Below are 15790 nucleotides of genomic sequence, written 5' to 3' on the forward strand. Positions count from 1 at the left end.
CATCGTGAATCTCCTGTCGTCGTTGACCGGGTGTTTCTTCGCACGCTACGCCGCCGTCAGCGCCGGGGCAACTCCCTGAGCATTGCGTCATTTAGCGTAGGCAACCGTCACATTCGGGCGAGCGGGCTCGCTCGTGCCTACGGTGGAACCACATCGCGGCGTGCCCAAGTGGTCAAAGGGAACGGACTCATAACCCGTCAGTCGCAGGTTCGAATCCTGCCGTCGCGTCGATTAACGACGAATGCCGGTCGAGTAGGCCGTCCACGGCCGTATCGAAACCCGCCGGGGGGTTTCGATACGGTCGCTTCGCGACCTACTCAACCGGCGATAGTTCTACTGCTACGCGTTCGCGGGCGCCTTCGCGGTGGCGGAGGCGTTCGACTCGTACGATGTGTTGGTCGACTCGAAGAAATTCACGAGCTGCAGGGTGTCGTTCGCTGCTGCCATCCACTTGGCCGGGTTCGACACGTTGTAGTGCGCGTCGAATCCCAGCTCCTCGAGGCGGCGGTCGGCGAGGTACTTCACGTACTGGTTGATGTACGTGGCGTTGAGGCCGAGGATGCCGTTGGGCAGGAGGTCGCGGTTGTACTCCTCCTCCATCTCGACGGCGTCGAGGATCATCTGCTTGATCTCGGCGGCGAACTCCTCGGTTCCGACCTCGGGGTTCTCCTCCAGCACGGTGAGGATGAGGTTGATGCCGAACTTGAGGTGCAGGCTCTCGTCGCGCACGACCCAGTCCATGAGCGAACCGAAGTTACGCAGCAGGTTGCGCTGGCGGAAGCTCAGGGCGACCATGAAGCCCGAGTAGAACCAGACGCCCTCGAGGATGACGTTGTACGCCACGAGGTTGCGCACGAAGTCCTGCTTGCCCTCGACCGTGGAGATGTCGAGAGTCTGCTCCGTCATGCGACGGATGTACTTCATCTCGAACTCTTCCTTACGCGCCATCGACGGGATGTCGACGTGCGAGTTGTACGCGGCCTCCCGGTCGATCGGGAAGGTCTCGAGCACGTACTCGAAGCTCATGCAGTGGTTGGCTTCTTCCCACATCTGCTTCGCGAGGTAGATGCTGCACTCCGCCGCCGAGACGTAGGGGTACACGCCGAAGGCCAGGGCCTTGTTGACGAGCAGCTCGTTCGGGTTGAAGTAGCTCATGAGGAACGTCACCGCGTGGCGCTCTTCGTCGGACATCTTCTTGAAGTCCGCGATGTCTTCGCCGAGCTGGATCTCGTTCGGGAACCAGGTGTTCGCTACGGCCTGGTCGTACAGGTCCATCGCCCACTGGTACTTGATCGGTTTGAGGAGGAGGCCGTCCTGCAGGCCGGTTCCGAGGATTCCCATTATCTTTTCAATTCCTTTACTGGCAGCTGTCGCACTGAAGTTCGTCCATCGGGTCTACGGGCACGTAGTAGTCGTCGGGTCCCATTACTTGACACCTCCGAAGCCGAAGCCCTTGCGTGGGGCTGCGGGAGCCGCGACATCCGCGGCACCGCTTGTTCCGGCACCGCTTGTTCCGGCACCGACCGTGGCCTTCGGGGCTCCGAAGCCCTTCTTGGCGCCGTCGCCGATCTCCTCCGACTTGTTCACCTTGACGGTGGACTGCTCGGCGGTGTGACGGGGCTTCATGTGCAGGTAGTACGTCGTCTTCACGCCGCGCTCCCACGCTCCCATGTAGATCTCCATCATGTCGCCGATGTCGCGCGTCTCGAGGTACATGTTGCGGCTGATGGCCTGGTCGATCCACTTCTGCGCACGCGCCGCGACCTCGAGGAACGAGTAGGGCGAGAGCTGGAAGCTCGTCTTGTAGGTGGCCTTGACCGAGTCGGGGATCGACGCGATGTTCTGGATGTCACCCTGGCTGCGCAGGATGGTCTCTTTGGTGGAGTCCCAGAGTCCGAGGTTCTGCAGGTCGGTCACCAGGTTGCGGTTGACCTCGAGGAACTTGCCGTTCGAGGTTGCGCGGCTGAAGATCTGCGAGAACTGCGGGTCGAGGCCGGGCGTGGTGCCCGCGACGAGACCGATCGACGCGGTGGGCGCGATCGCCATGAGCGTCGCGTTGCGCATTCCACCCTTGACCTTGAGACGCAGGGCGTCCCAGTCGAGGCGGGTCTTGCGGTTGACCTTGATCTCCTGGCCGCGGTCGGCCTCGGTGAGCGCGATCGAGTCGATCGGCACCAGACCCTGAGCCCAACGCGAGCCGGCGAAGTTCTTGTAGGCACCGCGCTCCTGGGCGAGGTTGGCGCTCTCGTCGATCGCCGCGTAGGAGACGTGCTCCATGATCTCGTCGATCAGGTCGTACGACTCTTCGCTCTCGTAGCTGATGCCCATGCGCTCGATGATGTCGGTGAAGCCCATGACGCCCAGACCGACGGCGCGGTTCTGCTCGTTCGAGAAGTCCGCCTCCTTCACGCTGGAACGCGTGATGTCGATCAGGTTGTCGAGCTGGCGAACCGCGAGGCGCGCGCTCTCCTCGATCTTCGAGAAGTCGAGCTTGCCTGCGTCGTCGAGGTGACGCGACAGGTTGATCGACGCGAGGTTGCAGACGGAGACGTTGTCTTCGTCCTGCGGCAGCGTGATCTCGGTGCAGAGGTTGGACAGGTGGATCGTTCCCGTGTTGTTGTTCAGCGCACGGTTGTTGATCGTGTCCTTCCAGGTGAGCCACGGGTGAGCGGTGCTCTGCAGCGAGAGGAGGATCGACTTGAACTGCTCGCGGGCGCCCATCTTCTTGAACATGCGCATCTCGCCGGCCTCGGCCTTGGCCACGTACTCGTTGTAGCGAGTCGAGAAGGCCTGGCCGTAGAGCTCGTTGAGGTCGGCGACCTCCAGCGGGTCGAACAGGTACCAGAAGTCGTCGTTCTGCACGCGCTTCATGAACTCGTCGCTGATCCAGACCGCGGTGTTGGCGGTGCGGGTGCGGCGGTACGGGTCGCCGGAGTTCTGGCGCAGGTCGAGAAACTCCGGGAAGTCGAGGTGCCAGTTCTCCATGTAGAACGCGAGGGCACCGAACTTCTTACCGCCTCGGCTCACCGCCCGCAGGATGGAGTCGATCGTGTGCATGAACGGGATCGGGCCGGTCGAGGTGGTGTTGTTCGAGCGGATGGGCGAGCCCTGGGCGCGCAGCTTGGTGACCGAGAGTCCGATTCCGCCGGTGCCCTTGGTGAGCCACATGACGTCGCGGGTGGTCTTCGCGATGTGCTCCATGTCGTCTTGCATTTCCATGACGAAGCAGTTGGCGAGCTGGGGGTAGACGGTGCCCGCGTTCACGAGGGTGGAGCCGGCTGCGAGGTACTCGAGCTTCGACATCTTCTCGTAGAAGGCGATGGCGTGCTCGGTGGGGTTCTGCTCGTTGAGCGAGAGGCCCATCGCGATGCGCATCCAGAAGTACTGGGGCACCTCGAGCGCGTCGCCGTTGCGGCCCTTGATGCCGTAGCGGTTGTTCAGAGTGACGACGCCGATGTACTTGAGGAGCTCGTCGTGGGAGGGCTCGAGTGCGGCGGAGAGTGCGGCGAAGTCGAAGAGTTCGACGAGGCGCGAGTCGAGGAGTCCCTCTTCGACGCCGCGACGCACGTTGGCCTCGAAGTGGCTGGCGTGCAGCGCCTTCAGTTCGTCGGCGCCGGAGTAGTGACCGAGCACGCGCTTGTAGATGGTCTTGAGCAGCAGGCGGGCGGCCACGACGTCGAACGCCGGGTCGTCTTTCACGTTCTGCAGCGCGACCTGGATGACGGCCTCGTCGAGCTGCTGGGTGGTGATGCCGTCGAAGAGCGTGAGCTCGAGTTCCGAAGCGATCTGCGTGACCCAGGTGATGTTGTCGTCGAGACCGTATGTGGCGTGCTCGATGGCGAGGTTGATTTTGTTGGCGTCGTACGGCTCTCGCTCGCCGTTGCGCTTTACTACTGTGATTCCCACGAATGCTCCTAAAAATGCCCAGATTTGGCAGCAACCCCCAGTCGCTGCCTTGGCTCTTCCACCACTATATATCGGGGTTCCGACAGAAAGCGATCCCTACATGTAGTGGGCGTGTCATCCACAGGTGTGGATAACTTTGTCCCCAGATTCCACAGGCTACGGGCGACCCCCGACGCCCTTTTGCCGGCCACAGACCGGATCGCGCGGCGGACAGCGGAGCGCGTTCGCGAGCGGGCCGGATGTCGCGGCGACTCCGTAGACTAGGCCGGTGAGTAGCTACGCCAGCCTGTTGAAAACCCCCGGGGTCGCCCGCATCATCGCGGCGCAGTTGACCGCCCGGTTCCCCTCGGGAATGCTGTCGCTGGCGTACCTGCTGCACATCGAGCACATCCACAATTCGTACGGCGCCGCCGGCCTCGTGCTCGCCGCGACGAGCATCGGCCAGGCCATCGCCGGGCCGCTCACCAGCCGCTGGATGGGCGTCTGGAGCATGCGCAAAGTGCTCGTGCTCACGATGGTGGTCTGCACCATCTCGATCTTCTGCATGGCCTTCATCGTGATGCCGGTGTGGGCCTACATGATCGTGGGCCTCATCTGCGGCCTCTCGACCCCGCCGATCCAGCCGGCCGTGCGCACCATTTACCCCAAGATGGTCAACTCGAAGCAGCTGACCCCGCTGTTCTCGCTCGACGCGTCGGCGCAGGAGATCATCTGGGTCGCCGGCCCCGTCATCACGACCTTCGTCGCCGTGCAGATCTCGACCTCGCTCGCAATCGTGCTCGCGGGCGTGCTGATGGTCGGCGGCGGCCTCTGGTTTATCCTGTCGCCCGAGGTGGGGCGCGTGCGCATCCCGCGCAGCAAGCGAAAGCTCGGCGTCGTGCTCAAGAAGCCGGCCGTGCTGCTCTCCACCATCACGGGCTTCCTGCTCATCGGCGCCTGCGCGGCCGTCGAGGCGGCCGTCGTCGCGACCTTCGGCGAGGGCGGCGCCGAGTCGGGCATCATCCTCGCGATCTTCGCGCTCGGCTCCCTCGCCGGAGGACTAGCCCTCGGCCACCTCCCCGTGGGCCCGTGGGCGATGGCACGCCGCATGTTCGCCGTCTTCGTGGGTATGGCCCTCGCCTTGGCCTCACTCGACTTCTGGTGGCTCGCGTTCGCGTTGCTCATTGCCGGCATCGGAATCGCCCCCGCCCTCGCCGTGATGTTCGCCATCGTGTCGGCCACGGTGAAGTTCAGCGACACCGCGGAGGCCTACGGCTGGGTCGGCACCGGGCAGCTCATCGGCGCCGCGATCGGGTCGGCCATCGCCGGTTTCCTCATCGACGCGAACGGTGCCATCGGCGGATTCATGGTCGCGGCGGGCTTCGCGTTCGTCGGCTTCGTGATCCCGCTCGTATTGCGCGGCTGGCACCCCGACCTGCGCGGCCGTGAACTCACGTCACTGCCCGACACGGCCCCCATCCCGATCCAGCCGAGCTAGCGCGATGCCCGAACTTCCCACCACCACCTGGGGCGACCCGCAGGCCGACCGCCGCGCCCTGCTCGTGCACGGCCTCACCTCGAGCGGCGCCACCTGGTGGCGGGTGGGCGAGTCGCTCGCCGACGCCGGCTGGCACGTCACCGCCGTCGACCTGCGCGGAAACGGCGACGCACCGGCCGCCGACGGCTACGCGTTCGCCGACTACGCGAGCGACCTGCCCCGCACCGGCTGGAACGTCGTGGTCGGGCATTCGCTGGGCGGTGCCGTCGCCACGCTGGCCGCGCTGCGCCCCGGCTTCGCAGAGCGGCTCGTGCTGCTCGATCCGGCGCTCGTGCTGCCGACCGCCGAACTCGACGGGCTGCTCGCCGGCGAACTGGGCGAACTCGAGCTCGACGAGGCGGGCTTCCGAGAACTGCGTCCCACGTGGCATCCGCTCGACGTCTCGCACAAGGCGACGGCGACCGCGAAGGCCACGGCCGACATGGTGGAGCGCACCATCGCCCACAACACCCCGTGGACCGCGCTCCACGAAGCCAAACTCCTGGCCGTGCCGACCCTGATCGTCGGCGGCGACCACGCCGTCTACAGCATGCTGCCGACCACGACCGCAGAAGCGCTGACGGCCGCGAACCCGATCATCGACTACCGGGTGATCCAGGGCTCGGGCCACTCCCCGCACCGCGACCGCCCCGACGAGACGCTCGCGCTGCTGCGGGAGTGGTTGGGCTGAGCTACGCGGCAGCGACACTCGCTTCCGGGTGCCCTTACTGCGGCACACCCCGATTCGAAGGTTCAGTTCGCGCTGACGTCAGCACGAACTGAACCTTCGTTTTAGAGACTGCCGTGTGCATCGGGAGATTCGCCACCGCCGCAGTGCCGGCCGCTACCAGCGGCCGTGCACGGCCTCACGGAAGTAGCGGTCGTAGATGTCGGTGACCGCGGCGCCGAACGACTCCGGCAGCGGCGCCACCGACCCGGCGGAGGCGTTCGCGCGAGCCTGCTCCACATTGCGCGCGCCGGGGATCACGGTCGTGACGCCGTCGAGCTGGGCGAGCCAGGCGAGGGCCGCGACGGGCGGCGTGAGATCGACGGTCGCGGCGAGTGCCGAGAACTCCTGAGCGGCAGCGACCCCGCGCTCGAAGTCGACGCCCGAGAAGGTCTCCCCCACGTCGAACGACTCGCCGTGGCGGTTGAACGTGCGGTGGTCGTTGGCCGCGAACGTCGTGTCGGCCGTGTACTTGCCGCTGAGCAGCCCCGAGGCGAGCGGTACGCGCGTGACGACGGCGACACCGGCCGCTGCCGCGGCCGGCAGCACGCGTTCGAGCGGCTTCAGCCGGAAGGCGTTCACGATGATCTGCACGCTCGCGAGGCCCGGGCGCTCGATCGCGGCTAGGGCCTCGTCGACGGTCTCCACGCTCACGCCGTAGCGCGCGATGGCGCCCTCGGACACGAGCGTGTCGAGCGCGTCGTACACGGCGTCGGTCGAGAACACGGGTGTCGGCGGGCAGTGCAGCTGCACGAGGTCGAGGGTGTCGACCCGCAGGTTGGTGCGCGACCGGTCGGTCCACTCGCGGAACTTGTCGAGCGTGAAGTTCGCGGGGTCCTGGTTCTCCCGGCGGCCCATCTTGGTCGCGACGAAGATGTCGAGGTCGGGGTTGTCGGCGAGGTAGCAGCCGATGATCTGCTCGCTGCGGCCGTCGCCGTACACGTCTGCGGTGTCGAATACGGTGACCCCCGCCTCGACGGATGCGTCGAGAACCGCTCGGGCATCCGCCTCGCTCACATCTCCCCAGTCGGCACCGAGTTGCCAGGTGCCGAGTCCGATGACCGAGAGGTCTCTGCCGATGCGCGCTGCGTTGCGTGTGTCCATGGCAAAAGACTACGGGGGCGGGGCCGCTGGGGCCCCACCCCCGTCGGCGGATGAGCCTAGTCGCGCAGGTTCTCCTTGTAGTCGTTCTTGGCGTGGGTGGCGTCGCGCTCGGCTTCTGCCTTCTTCACGTCGCCTTCCGTCCGCTTCACCTCGGCGTCGGCCTTGACCTCGTCGACTTTGTCGCCGATGCGGTCTTTCGTGTCATCCGCCCACTCGCCGACCTTCTTGCCGGTCGCCTCCGCGGCGTCCTTGGCATTGTCGAATACGCCCATCATTTCTCCCTTGATCGAATGGTCATAACCGAGGCTAATTCGGCCCTGCCGCGGCCTCCAGTGGTTGACTTCGCCTCCGCGAAATCGGCGAGCCGCCCCGCGGATTGACGTACGAATCGTGTCAAACGTTGGGTAGCGGTCGCCCCGTCGCGGTCGTACCTTCGCAGCATGAGGCGAATTCTCCTATCCACAGCACTCTTGGCAGCCGCGGTGTCGCTCGCGGGCTGCACGACGTCACAGAGCTCGAGCGAGCAGTCGGCACCGGCCGTGAGCGAACCCGGCGTGAGCGAACCCGGCGTGAGCGAGTTCGCCCCGAGCGAGGCGGTGGTGCCGGGCGACAGCGGGGGTTCGCGAGCAGCGGATGCCGCGGCTCCCCAATCCCTCGCGGAGGCCACACGCTCGGTCGTGACCACGGGAACCATGACGGTCACCGCCGACGATCCGATCGCGGCCGCGACCGATGCCGTGCGTATCGTGGAGGGCGCCGGCGGACGGGTCGACGCCCGCACCGAGAACGCCCCGACCGAGAACACCAACGGTTCGGCGACGCTCAGCCTGCGCATCCCGTCCGCCTCGCTCACCGCCACCCTCGACGAACTCAAGGCCCTCGGCGACACCGAGCACGTCGCGCTCAACGCGGTCGATGTCACGGCGCAGGCCCAGGATCTCGACGCGCGCATCTCCGCGCTGAGGGCGTCCGTCGACCGGCTGACCGCGCTGCTCGCGACCGCGACCGACACCAAGGTGCTCATCGAGCTCGAGACCGCGATCAGCGAGCGGCAGGGCAACCTCGAGTCGATGGAGGCGCAGCGGCGTTCGCTCGCCGATCAGGTCGACCTGTCGACGATCGAGCTGTCGCTGATCTCGGTGACGGATGCCCCGGTCGACGAGCCCGACACCTTCGTGAGCGGGCTGGTCGCCGGGTGGGCGGCCTTCACCGGCTTTGTGAGCTTCCTGCTCGTCGCGTTCGGGGTGCTGCTGCCGTGGATCGTGCTGGCGGGCGTCGCCGCGCTGGTCGCCCTCCTGGTGATCCGCCGCCGTCGCGCGGAACACGCAGAAACCCCCGCCGGCTGACCGGCGGGGGTTTCGTTACAACAGTGGTGGACCCTAGGAGATTTGAACTCCTGACCTCCTCGATGCGAACGAGGCGCGCTACCAACTGCGCCAAGGGCCCGTGTTGCGTAGCTACGTTATCACGATAGCGACGGAGGGCGGATCGTCGGGCGACCCTAGCTGGCTGTGCGCCTGCGACGTAGCACCGCGTCGAGGTCGGGCGTCGCGACGGCGTTCTCGTCGACGATGCCCATGGCCGCGAAACGGCTCGGGCGGGTGATCGGAATCGGCACCGCCACGGGGGCGGCTTCTGCCGCGCGGCGTGCACGTTCTGCGGCGGCCGCGGCCTCCCGGAGCTCGGCGGCGACCTCGTCGGCGACGATGACGACCGGCTCGGCGACGGGGCGCGACAGGTAGAGGGGCTTGGGCAACGGCACCGGGGTCCACTGCTTCTCGGCGACGGGGGCGGCGGCCTCGCGGGCGACCGGGGCCGTGCGCTGGGTGTCGCGGGCGACGGGCCGCTGCACGAGCGCGGCGGTACGGGCGCGGCTGATCGATGCGAGCCGGCCGAGCATGGCGAACGAGGTCACCGAGCCGATCGCACCGAAGGCGAGAACGGCGGGGGTGCCTGCACCGACGCCCGTGGTCGCGAGCAGCACCAGCTGAACGGCGAGGGCGATGACCGAGACGAAAAATACCGCGGATGTCACGGCCCGCGTCCGGCGCAGGCGGCGCGACGCGAGCGTCCGCGAGCTGACCACCGCGGCGAGTGCGGGCTGGGCCTGAGCGAGCTGGCGTCCCATGGTGCGGGTGGCCGCCGCATCGCGGGCCCGGGTCACCGCTTCGGCGAGCTGTTCCTGCTGCAGGAGGCTGCGCTGGAATGCGGCGACGCTCTTCGCGCTGGTCTCGGCGCGCACCGCGGTGGGGATCTCCGCGCTCTCGGCGAGGATGCGCAGCGTCTGCTGCAGCCGCACGGCGTTGCGCTCGGTCGCGAGGTACTCGCGGCGCCTGAGCCAGGTGGGAATGAGGTACACCAGCCAGAGGCCCGCGGCAAGCGCGAGCATGGCGCCACTGCTGAGTCCGCCCGAAAGGTCCATGTGCCTACGCTAGGGGCGCATCCGTTTTATTAATGGATGACACGGGGTGTGTTCCAGCGAAAGTGTCAGCCGATCGCGAGCGGGCGCTGCGCGGCGGCGCGGTCGCTCTCGGGGATCGCGGCGTTCTCGGCGGGCACGAGGCCGCCTTTCCACCGCCGCAGCACACCCGTGGGCACCTCTTCGACGGTCAGCGCGAAACAGAAGTGGTCGCGCCAGTCACCGTTGATGTGGATGTACCGGCGGCGCAGCCCCTCGTAGCGGAAGCCGAGCTTCTCGACGACACGCAACGACGGTTCGTTCTCGGGGCGGATGCAGATCTCGATGCGGTGCAGTCCCACGGTGAAGAAGCAGTGGTCGCTCGCGAGCGCTACGGCCGTCGGGGTGAGTCCTTTGCCGGCGAACCGCTCGGACACCCAGTAGCCGATGGTGGCCATCGACACCGAGCCGTAGCTGATCGACGAGACGTTCAACTGCCCGGCGAGCTCGCCCCGATATTCGATGACGAATGGCAGGCCGAGCCCGGCGCGGGCGTTGGATTGGAGGTGACGGATGCTGGAGCGCACGTCGAAGCTCATCGGACCAACGGGGTTGGTCGCTTCCCATTTACGCAACCAGGTGCGGTTATCGAGCAGTTCGCGTTCCAGAGTGCGGGCGTCCCGAAGTCGAACCGGTCGAATCGAGATGTCCCCGTCGCGCAGGGTGGGGATGAGGTTCGGCATGGGTGGTTACTCCAGCGTGGAGGAGAACTCCTTCAGCCACGGACGCAGCTCGGGACCGAGGTCTTCGCGTTCGACGGCGAGCTGCACGATCGCCTTGATGTAGTCGAGGCGGTCGCCCGTGTCGTAGCGGCGGCCGCGGAAGACGACGCCGTAGACGCCACCGGCGATGTTGTTCTTCGCCAGGGTGCGCAGAGCGTCGGTGAGCTGGATCTCGTTGCCCTTGCCGGGGGGCGTGTTCTCGAGAACGTCGAAGACGTCGGGCTGAAGAACGTAACGGCCGATGATCGCGTAGTTAGAGGGAGCGGTTCCCTCCGCCGGCTTCTCGACCAGGTCGAGCACCTTGACGACATCCGGGTTGCCGGTGGCTTCGACGGTCGCGACACCGTACATGTGGGCGACCGAGGGGTCGACCTCCATGAGCGCGATCACGGTGCACTCGCGCTTGTTCTGCTCTTCGATCATGCGCGACAGCAGTACGTCGCGCGAGTCGATGAGGTCGTCGCCGAGCAGAACGGCGAACGGCTGGTTTCCGACGTGCATGTGCACGCGGAGCACGGCGTGGCCGAGTCCGCGGGGGTCGCCCTGGCGCACATAGTGCATGTCGGCGAGGTCGTTGGAGTACTCGACCTTGTGCAGCTTGTCGGTGTCTCCCTTGGTGGTCAGGGTGGCTTCGAGCTCGGTCGCGCGGTCGAAGTGGTTCTCGAGCGCGGTCTTGTTGCGGCCGGTGATGAGCAGCACGTCGGTGAGTCCGGCGGCTACTGCTTCTTCGACCACGTACTGGATCGCCGGCTTATCGACGACCGGGAGCATCTCCTTCGGCATTGCTTTCGTGGCGGGGAGGAATCGTGTTCCCAAACCCGCGGCTGGAATGACTGCTTTGGTAATTCTGGATGCCATACAAGTAAGGCTATAGGTCAACCTCGTAGGATTGCAGAATGTCCGATGACATCACCAACGAAAAGCGGGCACTCCGCGCCGAACTGCGCGAACGACGACGCATCATCACGTCTGACGAGCGTGAAAACGCCACCGCGGGAGTCACCCGCAACCTCGAACAGCTGACCAGCGAGCTCGGGGTCACCTCGGTTGCGGCCTACCTCTCGACCCCAGACGAACCGAACACCCGCGACTTCCTGCACTGGGCGTGCGACCGGGGCATCCGGGTTCTGCTCCCCATCTCCCGCGAAGACGGCCTGCTCGACTGGGCACCCTACGACGGCAAAGACGAAGACGAGGACGTGTTCGGCATGCCGACGCCGACGACCGAGGTTCTCGGGCCGATCGCGATCAACGACGTCGACCTCATCATCGTGCCGGCCGCGACGGTCGACCGCACCGGCATGCGCATGGGCTGGGGCCGCGGCTACTTCGACAAGACCCTCGGAAGCATGGAACGCTGCCCGCCGGTCTATGCTGTGATCTTCGACAGTGAACTTGTCGACACGGTGCCCAGCGAGGTGCACGACCAGCGAGTCAACGGCGTCGTTACGCCCGGCGGCATCACGAAGTTCTAGCGCCGCCCTCTTCACAGGAGCTTTTTTCTTGCCTACCTACAGTTACAAGTACCTCGACAGCGACGAGACCTTCGACGTCTACCAGTCGTTCACCGACGCCGACCTCACGCAGGGCCCCGACGGCCGGCCCGTGCGCAAGGTGTTCTCACCCATCGGCGTGAGCTTCACCGGCAGCGGTTTCTACCGCAACGACTCGCGCAGCGAAAACAAGACGTCGGATGCACCGGGCAAGAAGTCGACCGCGGCGGACTCGTCCTCGTCCTCCTCTACTTCGGCACCCGCCGCCGCTCCCGCGGCCTCGACCGCGTCCGCTCCTGCCGCGCCGGCCGCCGCTCCGGCGTCGTCGCCGGCCGCCAAACCCTCCGTTTAGGCTGGTGGCGAGCATTTTTCGCTCGCCCCTAGCTCAAGGAGTCTGTGCATGAAGGGTTTCAAGGAGTTCATCCTCCGCGGAAACGTGATCGACCTCGCGGTCGCAGTGGTCATCGGAGCCGCATTCACGGCCATCGTGAACGCGATCGTGACGGCGGTGTTCAACCCCGCTATCGGCGCGCTGTTCAACGCGAAAGACCTCGATAACGCCCTCAACGTCGTCATCCCGACCACGGGAGGTGCGGAGGCGACGATCAAGTTCGGTGTCGTGATCGCGGCGGTCATCCAGTTCCTGCTCGTTGCCGCGGTCGTCTACTTCGCGCTGATCATCCCGATCAACTACCTCAAGAAGTCGTCGTTCCTCAAGAAGAAGGAGCAGATCGCGGCGGGCGTCGAAGACCCCGCCAAGGAGCCGAGCCAGGTGGAGCTGCTCATCGAGATCCGCAACCTCATCGCCTCCGGATCGGCCTCGTCGTCCGCCGTCAGCGACCCCAAGGGCAAGCACAGCGACGTAACCGGCTAGCGCGCCCGCTGGTTGAGTAGGCCGCCCGCGGCCGTATCGAAACCCGGCGATAGTGCACAAATGGCGGGTCTGGCCACCCGGCCACCCACCACAACTGCACTTTCGCCGCGGCGAGCCGAAGCCGTTCCTGGTGCTGCGCCCTAAATGAGGCGATTCCGGCCCTATGACCCATCCGCGGCGGGGTCATAGGGCCGGAATCGGCTCATCTGCGAACGGGCCCGCCTAGCCCCAGTGCGGCGGCTTGTCGGCCTTCAGCCGGGCGTCGTTCTCGGTGCCCGAGCCGCGCGGCTCCTCCGGCTGCGGCGTCGGGTCGCTGCCGGGCGGCGGCTCGGTGGTGACGCGGCGGCGTTTCGGGCGCGGCTTGGGTTCGTCCGGTGCGGCCACGGTTACTGCGGCTGGATGATCGTGATCGGCTCCGTCGCGGGGCTCGAGTCGACACCGAGCGTGTCCATCACCCGGCGCGCGACGGCGTCGGGGTCGCTGAACAGCTCGAAGGCGTGCACGCGCAGGTAGTGCCAGCCGAGGCGGCGCAGCAGTTCCGGGCGCAGGCGCAGCGACTCGCGCAGCGTGGTGGTGCCGAGAACGGCGTCCGTCTCGACCGTGACGCAGACGCCGCCGTGCGACGCGACGAGTCCGAGCTTGCCGCGGTGCCCGAGGGCCACGCGGATGCCGCGGTGCTCGAGTCGACGCGCGAGGTCGACGAGCATGGGGTCGCTGTCGTCGGGAAGCGGGATGTCGGCCAGGCGCGCGTCGACCTCGGCCAGAATCTCGGCGAGGGCGATGGCGCCGTGGCTCATGCGGTCGCCGTCGATGTCGGCGGGCTCGAAGCAGGTCACGATCACCATCGAACGACGGGCGCGCGTCATGGCGACGGCCAGCAGGCGTTCGCCGCCCGGCAGGCCGAGCACGCCGAAGTTCGACAGCACGCGTCCGTGCGGAGTGCGCCCGAAGCCGATCGAGAAGATCACCCGGTCGCGACTCTCCGCAACGGCTTGGTCGATCGTCATGACCGCGAACGGCTCGGGACGGTCGCCGATGATGAAGTCGTTGAGCTCGGGGCGCGTCGTGACGGCGGTGAGCACGGCCTGCTGAACGCGCACGGCGTGCAGCGGGCTCGCGGTGATGACCATCAGCGACTCGCGCGGACGCTGGGCGGCGTGGTCGAGCACGAGCTCGACGACCCGGTTCACCTCGGCGTCGACGCTCTCGACCGCGCCCGTGTAGCTGTCGGGCAGGCCGTGGCCGTCGGGCACGAAGTCCATGGCGAGACTGCCGTGTCCGAGGAAGCTTCCCGCCCAGGGCAGAGATTGGATGCGACCGCCGTAGAACCGGCGATTGACCAGCTCGGCGAGATCTTCGCCGCCCGGGCGGTAGCTGCGCGTCAACGAGAACGTGGTCAGGATCTGGCCGAGCCGCGACAGCGCCGAGTCGTCGTGCAGCCGCTCGAGGGTCTCTTCGTCGGGTGCGGGCGCCGGCTGTTCGGTCTGCTCGCCGATGGCGACCTCGAACGCGGCGGGGGTCTGCGTCACGGGGTCGCCGAACGCCACTACCTGCTTTGCGCGGCGGATCGCGCCGAGGTTCTCGGCGACGGTCGTTGCGCCCGCATCCACGAGCACCACGGTGTCGAACGGCATCGTGTCGGCGATCGACGGCACCTCGTACGGCGAGGCGAGCCAGACGGGTGCGACGGCCCGCGACAGGTGCGGCGCGGTGGTCTGCAGGTCGAAGGCGTCCATCTGGCTGCGCAGCAGCAGCTTCTTGAGCAGGCGACCTTCGTCGGGCCAGTCGACGAGGCCGATCTTCCAGTTCTCGGCGAGCTGCCACGCGAGCAGCTGGGCGCTGCCGGCCGCGTGGGCGTCGTCGACGAGGCGGAAGTCGGCTTCGAGCCGGTCGAGCACGGGGGTGTTCGCGCCGAGCAGGGCTCGGTCGGCGGCCAGCAGCGACTCGAGCGCCGACTGCCACCAGGCGAGTTCGAGCTCCGCGCCGACCTGCTCTTCGGGCACGTGGCGCTGGGCGAGGTCGGTGATGAGCGGCTCGAGTTCGAGGTCGACGAGCGTCTTCATCAGCGCCGTGCGCTCCTGCAGGTTGTGCAGCACGTCGGAGTCGGCGGCGAGGCCGGCGAGGTCGTCGACGAGCACCGAGATCGGCAGGTTGCTCAGCGAGGTCTCGCGGGTGTCGAAGCCGAGCGGCGCGTCGAGCTTCTCGAGGTCGGACTCGACCTGCTGCAGGGCGACACGCACGTCGGCGATCCCCACGGGTACCTCCGGCGTCACACCCTCGGTCACGAAGCGCTGCCAGAGAACGCGCTGTTGCTGGATGCGCAGCAGCGCCTCGTTCATGTCGCTCACGTGCACGCCCGGGCGCACGTACTCGCGGGCGAGCTTCTTCAGCCGGCGACGGTTGGCGCCCGACATGTTCGGGCTGTCCTTGCGCGGCGAGGTGGCCATCACGAGCTCGGCGATCGACCGGTCGAACACCATCGGCAGGAACTTGTCGAGGGTGTCGCGCAGGTCGGTCAGCAGGCGCAGGTAGATGCCGAGTTCCCGGATGCTGGCGAACGGACGCATTCTCGTCGAGCTGATCACGGCATTGGCCCGCTCGAGCAGGCGCGGGAGGTCGTCGTGCGACAGTTTCTTGGCGAGCTCGTGGGCGCGCACGGCCTCTTCGCTCGTGCCGAACTGGGCGCCGTACCAGGGCGAGTCGCCCGGGCCGTAGCGGAATTCGCCGAGCTGCGCGGCCTGCACCATGGTCTCGGCGGCGCGGCGGCGGTCGGTCGCCAGCGACTCGCCCGACGACCGGGAGAGGCGGGCGGTGGTTGCGGGCGGCTCGGGCAGAAGCGCGAGTCTCGACAACTCGGTGACGCACTCGAGCACGGAGATGCCCAGCACGGAGTCGGGCTTGCTGAGGGCGCCGCGGTAGTCGAGCAGCACCTTGCGCAGGCGTACCAGCGCGTCATCCACTTCTTCGACCTTGGGCTGGGCAGACCGCTC

15 protein-coding genes and 2 tRNA genes are annotated in these 15790 nt (G+C 67.0%); 7 read left to right on the plus strand and 10 right to left on the minus strand.

Annotation, left to right across the window (positions count from 1 at the left end):
* The first annotated feature begins 154 nt into the window (after nucleotides 1-154).
* Nucleotides 155-228, plus strand: a tRNA-Met gene (locus ACLQ6X_RS00265).
* A 111-nt stretch (nucleotides 229-339) separates the two neighbouring features.
* On the opposite strand, the gene ACLQ6X_RS00270 is transcribed toward ACLQ6X_RS00265, so the two are convergent.
* Together ACLQ6X_RS00270 and ACLQ6X_RS00275 are read right to left on the minus strand one after the other, a co-directional pair.
* The gene (locus ACLQ6X_RS00270; protein WP_411698158.1) at nucleotides 340-1341 is read right to left on the minus strand and encodes a ribonucleotide-diphosphate reductase subunit beta; all 1002 of its coding nucleotides are present in this window, start codon (nucleotides 1339-1341) and stop codon (nucleotides 340-342) included.
* An 84-nt stretch (nucleotides 1342-1425) separates the two neighbouring features.
* Nucleotides 1426-3906, minus strand: a complete 2481-nt coding sequence (locus ACLQ6X_RS00275; protein WP_411698159.1) for a ribonucleoside-diphosphate reductase subunit alpha — start codon at nucleotides 3904-3906, stop codon at nucleotides 1426-1428.
* A gap of 268 nt (nucleotides 3907-4174) precedes the next feature.
* On the opposite strand from ACLQ6X_RS00275, the gene ACLQ6X_RS00280 reads away from it, so the two are divergent.
* Both ACLQ6X_RS00280 and ACLQ6X_RS00285 read left to right on the plus strand, forming a co-directional pair.
* Entirely contained in the window at nucleotides 4175-5383 is a 1209-nt protein-coding gene (locus ACLQ6X_RS00280) for an MFS transporter (protein ID WP_411698160.1), read from the plus strand.
* Between the two features lie 4 nt (nucleotides 5384-5387).
* Entirely contained in the window at nucleotides 5388-6113 is a 726-nt protein-coding gene (locus ACLQ6X_RS00285; protein ID WP_411698161.1) for an alpha/beta fold hydrolase, read from the plus strand.
* Between the two features lie 153 nt (nucleotides 6114-6266).
* Here ACLQ6X_RS00285 and ACLQ6X_RS00290 read toward each other — a convergent pair whose 3' ends face one another.
* Entirely contained in the window at nucleotides 6267-7253 is a 987-nt protein-coding gene (locus ACLQ6X_RS00290; RefSeq protein WP_411698162.1) for an aldo/keto reductase, read from the minus strand.
* A gap of 56 nt (nucleotides 7254-7309) precedes the next feature.
* The gene (locus tag ACLQ6X_RS00295; protein WP_411698163.1) at nucleotides 7310-7525 is read right to left on the minus strand and encodes a hypothetical protein; all 216 of its coding nucleotides are present in this window, start codon (nucleotides 7523-7525) and stop codon (nucleotides 7310-7312) included.
* Nucleotides 7526-7693: 168 nt separating this feature from the next.
* Here ACLQ6X_RS00295 and ACLQ6X_RS00300 point away from each other — a divergent pair, with 168 nt between their 5' ends.
* Complete coding sequence (locus ACLQ6X_RS00300) at nucleotides 7694-8599, plus strand: DUF4349 domain-containing protein (protein ID WP_411698164.1); 906 nt, start codon at nucleotides 7694-7696, stop codon at nucleotides 8597-8599.
* Between the two features lie 24 nt (nucleotides 8600-8623).
* On the opposite strand, the gene ACLQ6X_RS00305 is transcribed toward ACLQ6X_RS00300, so the two are convergent.
* The 4 genes from ACLQ6X_RS00305 to galU all read right to left on the minus strand — a co-directional run bounded on the left by ACLQ6X_RS00305 (nucleotide 8624) and on the right by galU (nucleotide 11291).
* Nucleotides 8624-8699: transfer RNA gene (locus tag ACLQ6X_RS00305), tRNA-Ala, on the minus strand.
* Nucleotides 8700-8754: 55 nt separating this feature from the next.
* Nucleotides 8755-9675, minus strand: a complete 921-nt coding sequence (locus tag ACLQ6X_RS00310; RefSeq protein ID WP_411698165.1) for a hypothetical protein — start codon at nucleotides 9673-9675, stop codon at nucleotides 8755-8757.
* Between the two features lie 65 nt (nucleotides 9676-9740).
* Entirely contained in the window at nucleotides 9741-10394 is a 654-nt protein-coding gene (locus ACLQ6X_RS00315; protein WP_411698166.1) for a GNAT family N-acetyltransferase, read from the minus strand.
* Between the two features lie 6 nt (nucleotides 10395-10400).
* A complete protein-coding gene (gene galU, locus ACLQ6X_RS00320; protein ID WP_411698167.1) occupies nucleotides 10401-11291 on the minus strand; it encodes a UTP--glucose-1-phosphate uridylyltransferase GalU in 891 nt (296 codons plus the stop codon).
* Between the two features lie 38 nt (nucleotides 11292-11329).
* On the opposite strand from galU, the gene ACLQ6X_RS00325 reads away from it, so the two are divergent.
* From ACLQ6X_RS00325 to mscL, 3 genes are read left to right on the plus strand one after another with little or no spacing between them, the layout of a single operon-like run.
* Entirely contained in the window at nucleotides 11330-11908 is a 579-nt protein-coding gene (locus tag ACLQ6X_RS00325; RefSeq protein WP_411698168.1) for a 5-formyltetrahydrofolate cyclo-ligase, read from the plus strand.
* A 28-nt stretch (nucleotides 11909-11936) separates the two neighbouring features.
* Nucleotides 11937-12278 carry an FmdB family zinc ribbon protein gene (locus ACLQ6X_RS00330; protein ID WP_411698169.1) on the plus strand — a complete coding sequence of 114 codons (342 nt, stop codon included), beginning with the start codon at nucleotides 11937-11939 and terminating at the stop codon, nucleotides 12276-12278.
* A gap of 48 nt (nucleotides 12279-12326) precedes the next feature.
* On the plus strand, nucleotides 12327-12800 hold the full coding sequence (gene mscL, locus ACLQ6X_RS00335) for a large conductance mechanosensitive channel protein MscL (protein WP_411698170.1): 474 nt from the start codon (nucleotides 12327-12329) through the stop codon (nucleotides 12798-12800).
* A 222-nt stretch (nucleotides 12801-13022) separates the two neighbouring features.
* Here the strand turns inward: mscL and ACLQ6X_RS00340 are convergent, their stop codons facing one another.
* Together ACLQ6X_RS00340 and ACLQ6X_RS00345 are read right to left on the minus strand one after the other, a co-directional pair.
* Nucleotides 13023-13184: a hypothetical protein gene (locus ACLQ6X_RS00340; RefSeq protein WP_411698171.1), complete on the minus strand. Its 162-nt coding sequence runs from the start codon at nucleotides 13182-13184 to the stop codon at nucleotides 13023-13025.
* 2 nt (nucleotides 13185-13186) lie between these two features.
* Nucleotides 13187-15790 (minus strand): DEAD/DEAH box helicase (locus ACLQ6X_RS00345; RefSeq protein WP_411698172.1); only part of this gene is annotated, 2604 nt, incomplete at its 5' end.

This window comes from Conyzicola sp., assembly GCF_046714715.1.
Lineage (GTDB): Bacteria > Actinomycetota > Actinomycetes > Actinomycetales > Microbacteriaceae > Conyzicola.

Coding starts and splice junctions, on each gene's coding strand:
- galU (WP_411698167.1), bottom strand. CDS start 11,291: ATGGCATCCAGAATTACCAAAGCAGTCATTCCAGCCGCGGGTTTGGGA.
- mscL (WP_411698170.1), top strand. CDS start 12,327: ATGAAGGGTTTCAAGGAGTTCATCCTCCGCGGAAACGTGATCGACCTC.
- ACLQ6X_RS00315 (WP_411698166.1), bottom strand. CDS start 10,394: ATGCCGAACCTCATCCCCACCCTGCGCGACGGGGACATCTCGATTCGA.
- ACLQ6X_RS00285 (WP_411698161.1), top strand. CDS start 5,388: ATGCCCGAACTTCCCACCACCACCTGGGGCGACCCGCAGGCCGACCGC.
- ACLQ6X_RS00290 (WP_411698162.1), bottom strand. CDS start 7,253: ATGGACACACGCAACGCAGCGCGCATCGGCAGAGACCTCTCGGTCATC.
- ACLQ6X_RS00295 (WP_411698163.1), bottom strand. CDS start 7,525: ATGGGCGTATTCGACAATGCCAAGGACGCCGCGGAGGCGACCGGCAAG.
- ACLQ6X_RS00270 (WP_411698158.1), bottom strand. CDS start 1,341: ATGGGAATCCTCGGAACCGGCCTGCAGGACGGCCTCCTCCTCAAACCG.
- ACLQ6X_RS00325 (WP_411698168.1), top strand. CDS start 11,330: ATGTCCGATGACATCACCAACGAAAAGCGGGCACTCCGCGCCGAACTG.
- ACLQ6X_RS00310 (WP_411698165.1), bottom strand. CDS start 9,675: ATGGACCTTTCGGGCGGACTCAGCAGTGGCGCCATGCTCGCGCTTGCC.
- ACLQ6X_RS00300 (WP_411698164.1), top strand. CDS start 7,694: ATGAGGCGAATTCTCCTATCCACAGCACTCTTGGCAGCCGCGGTGTCG.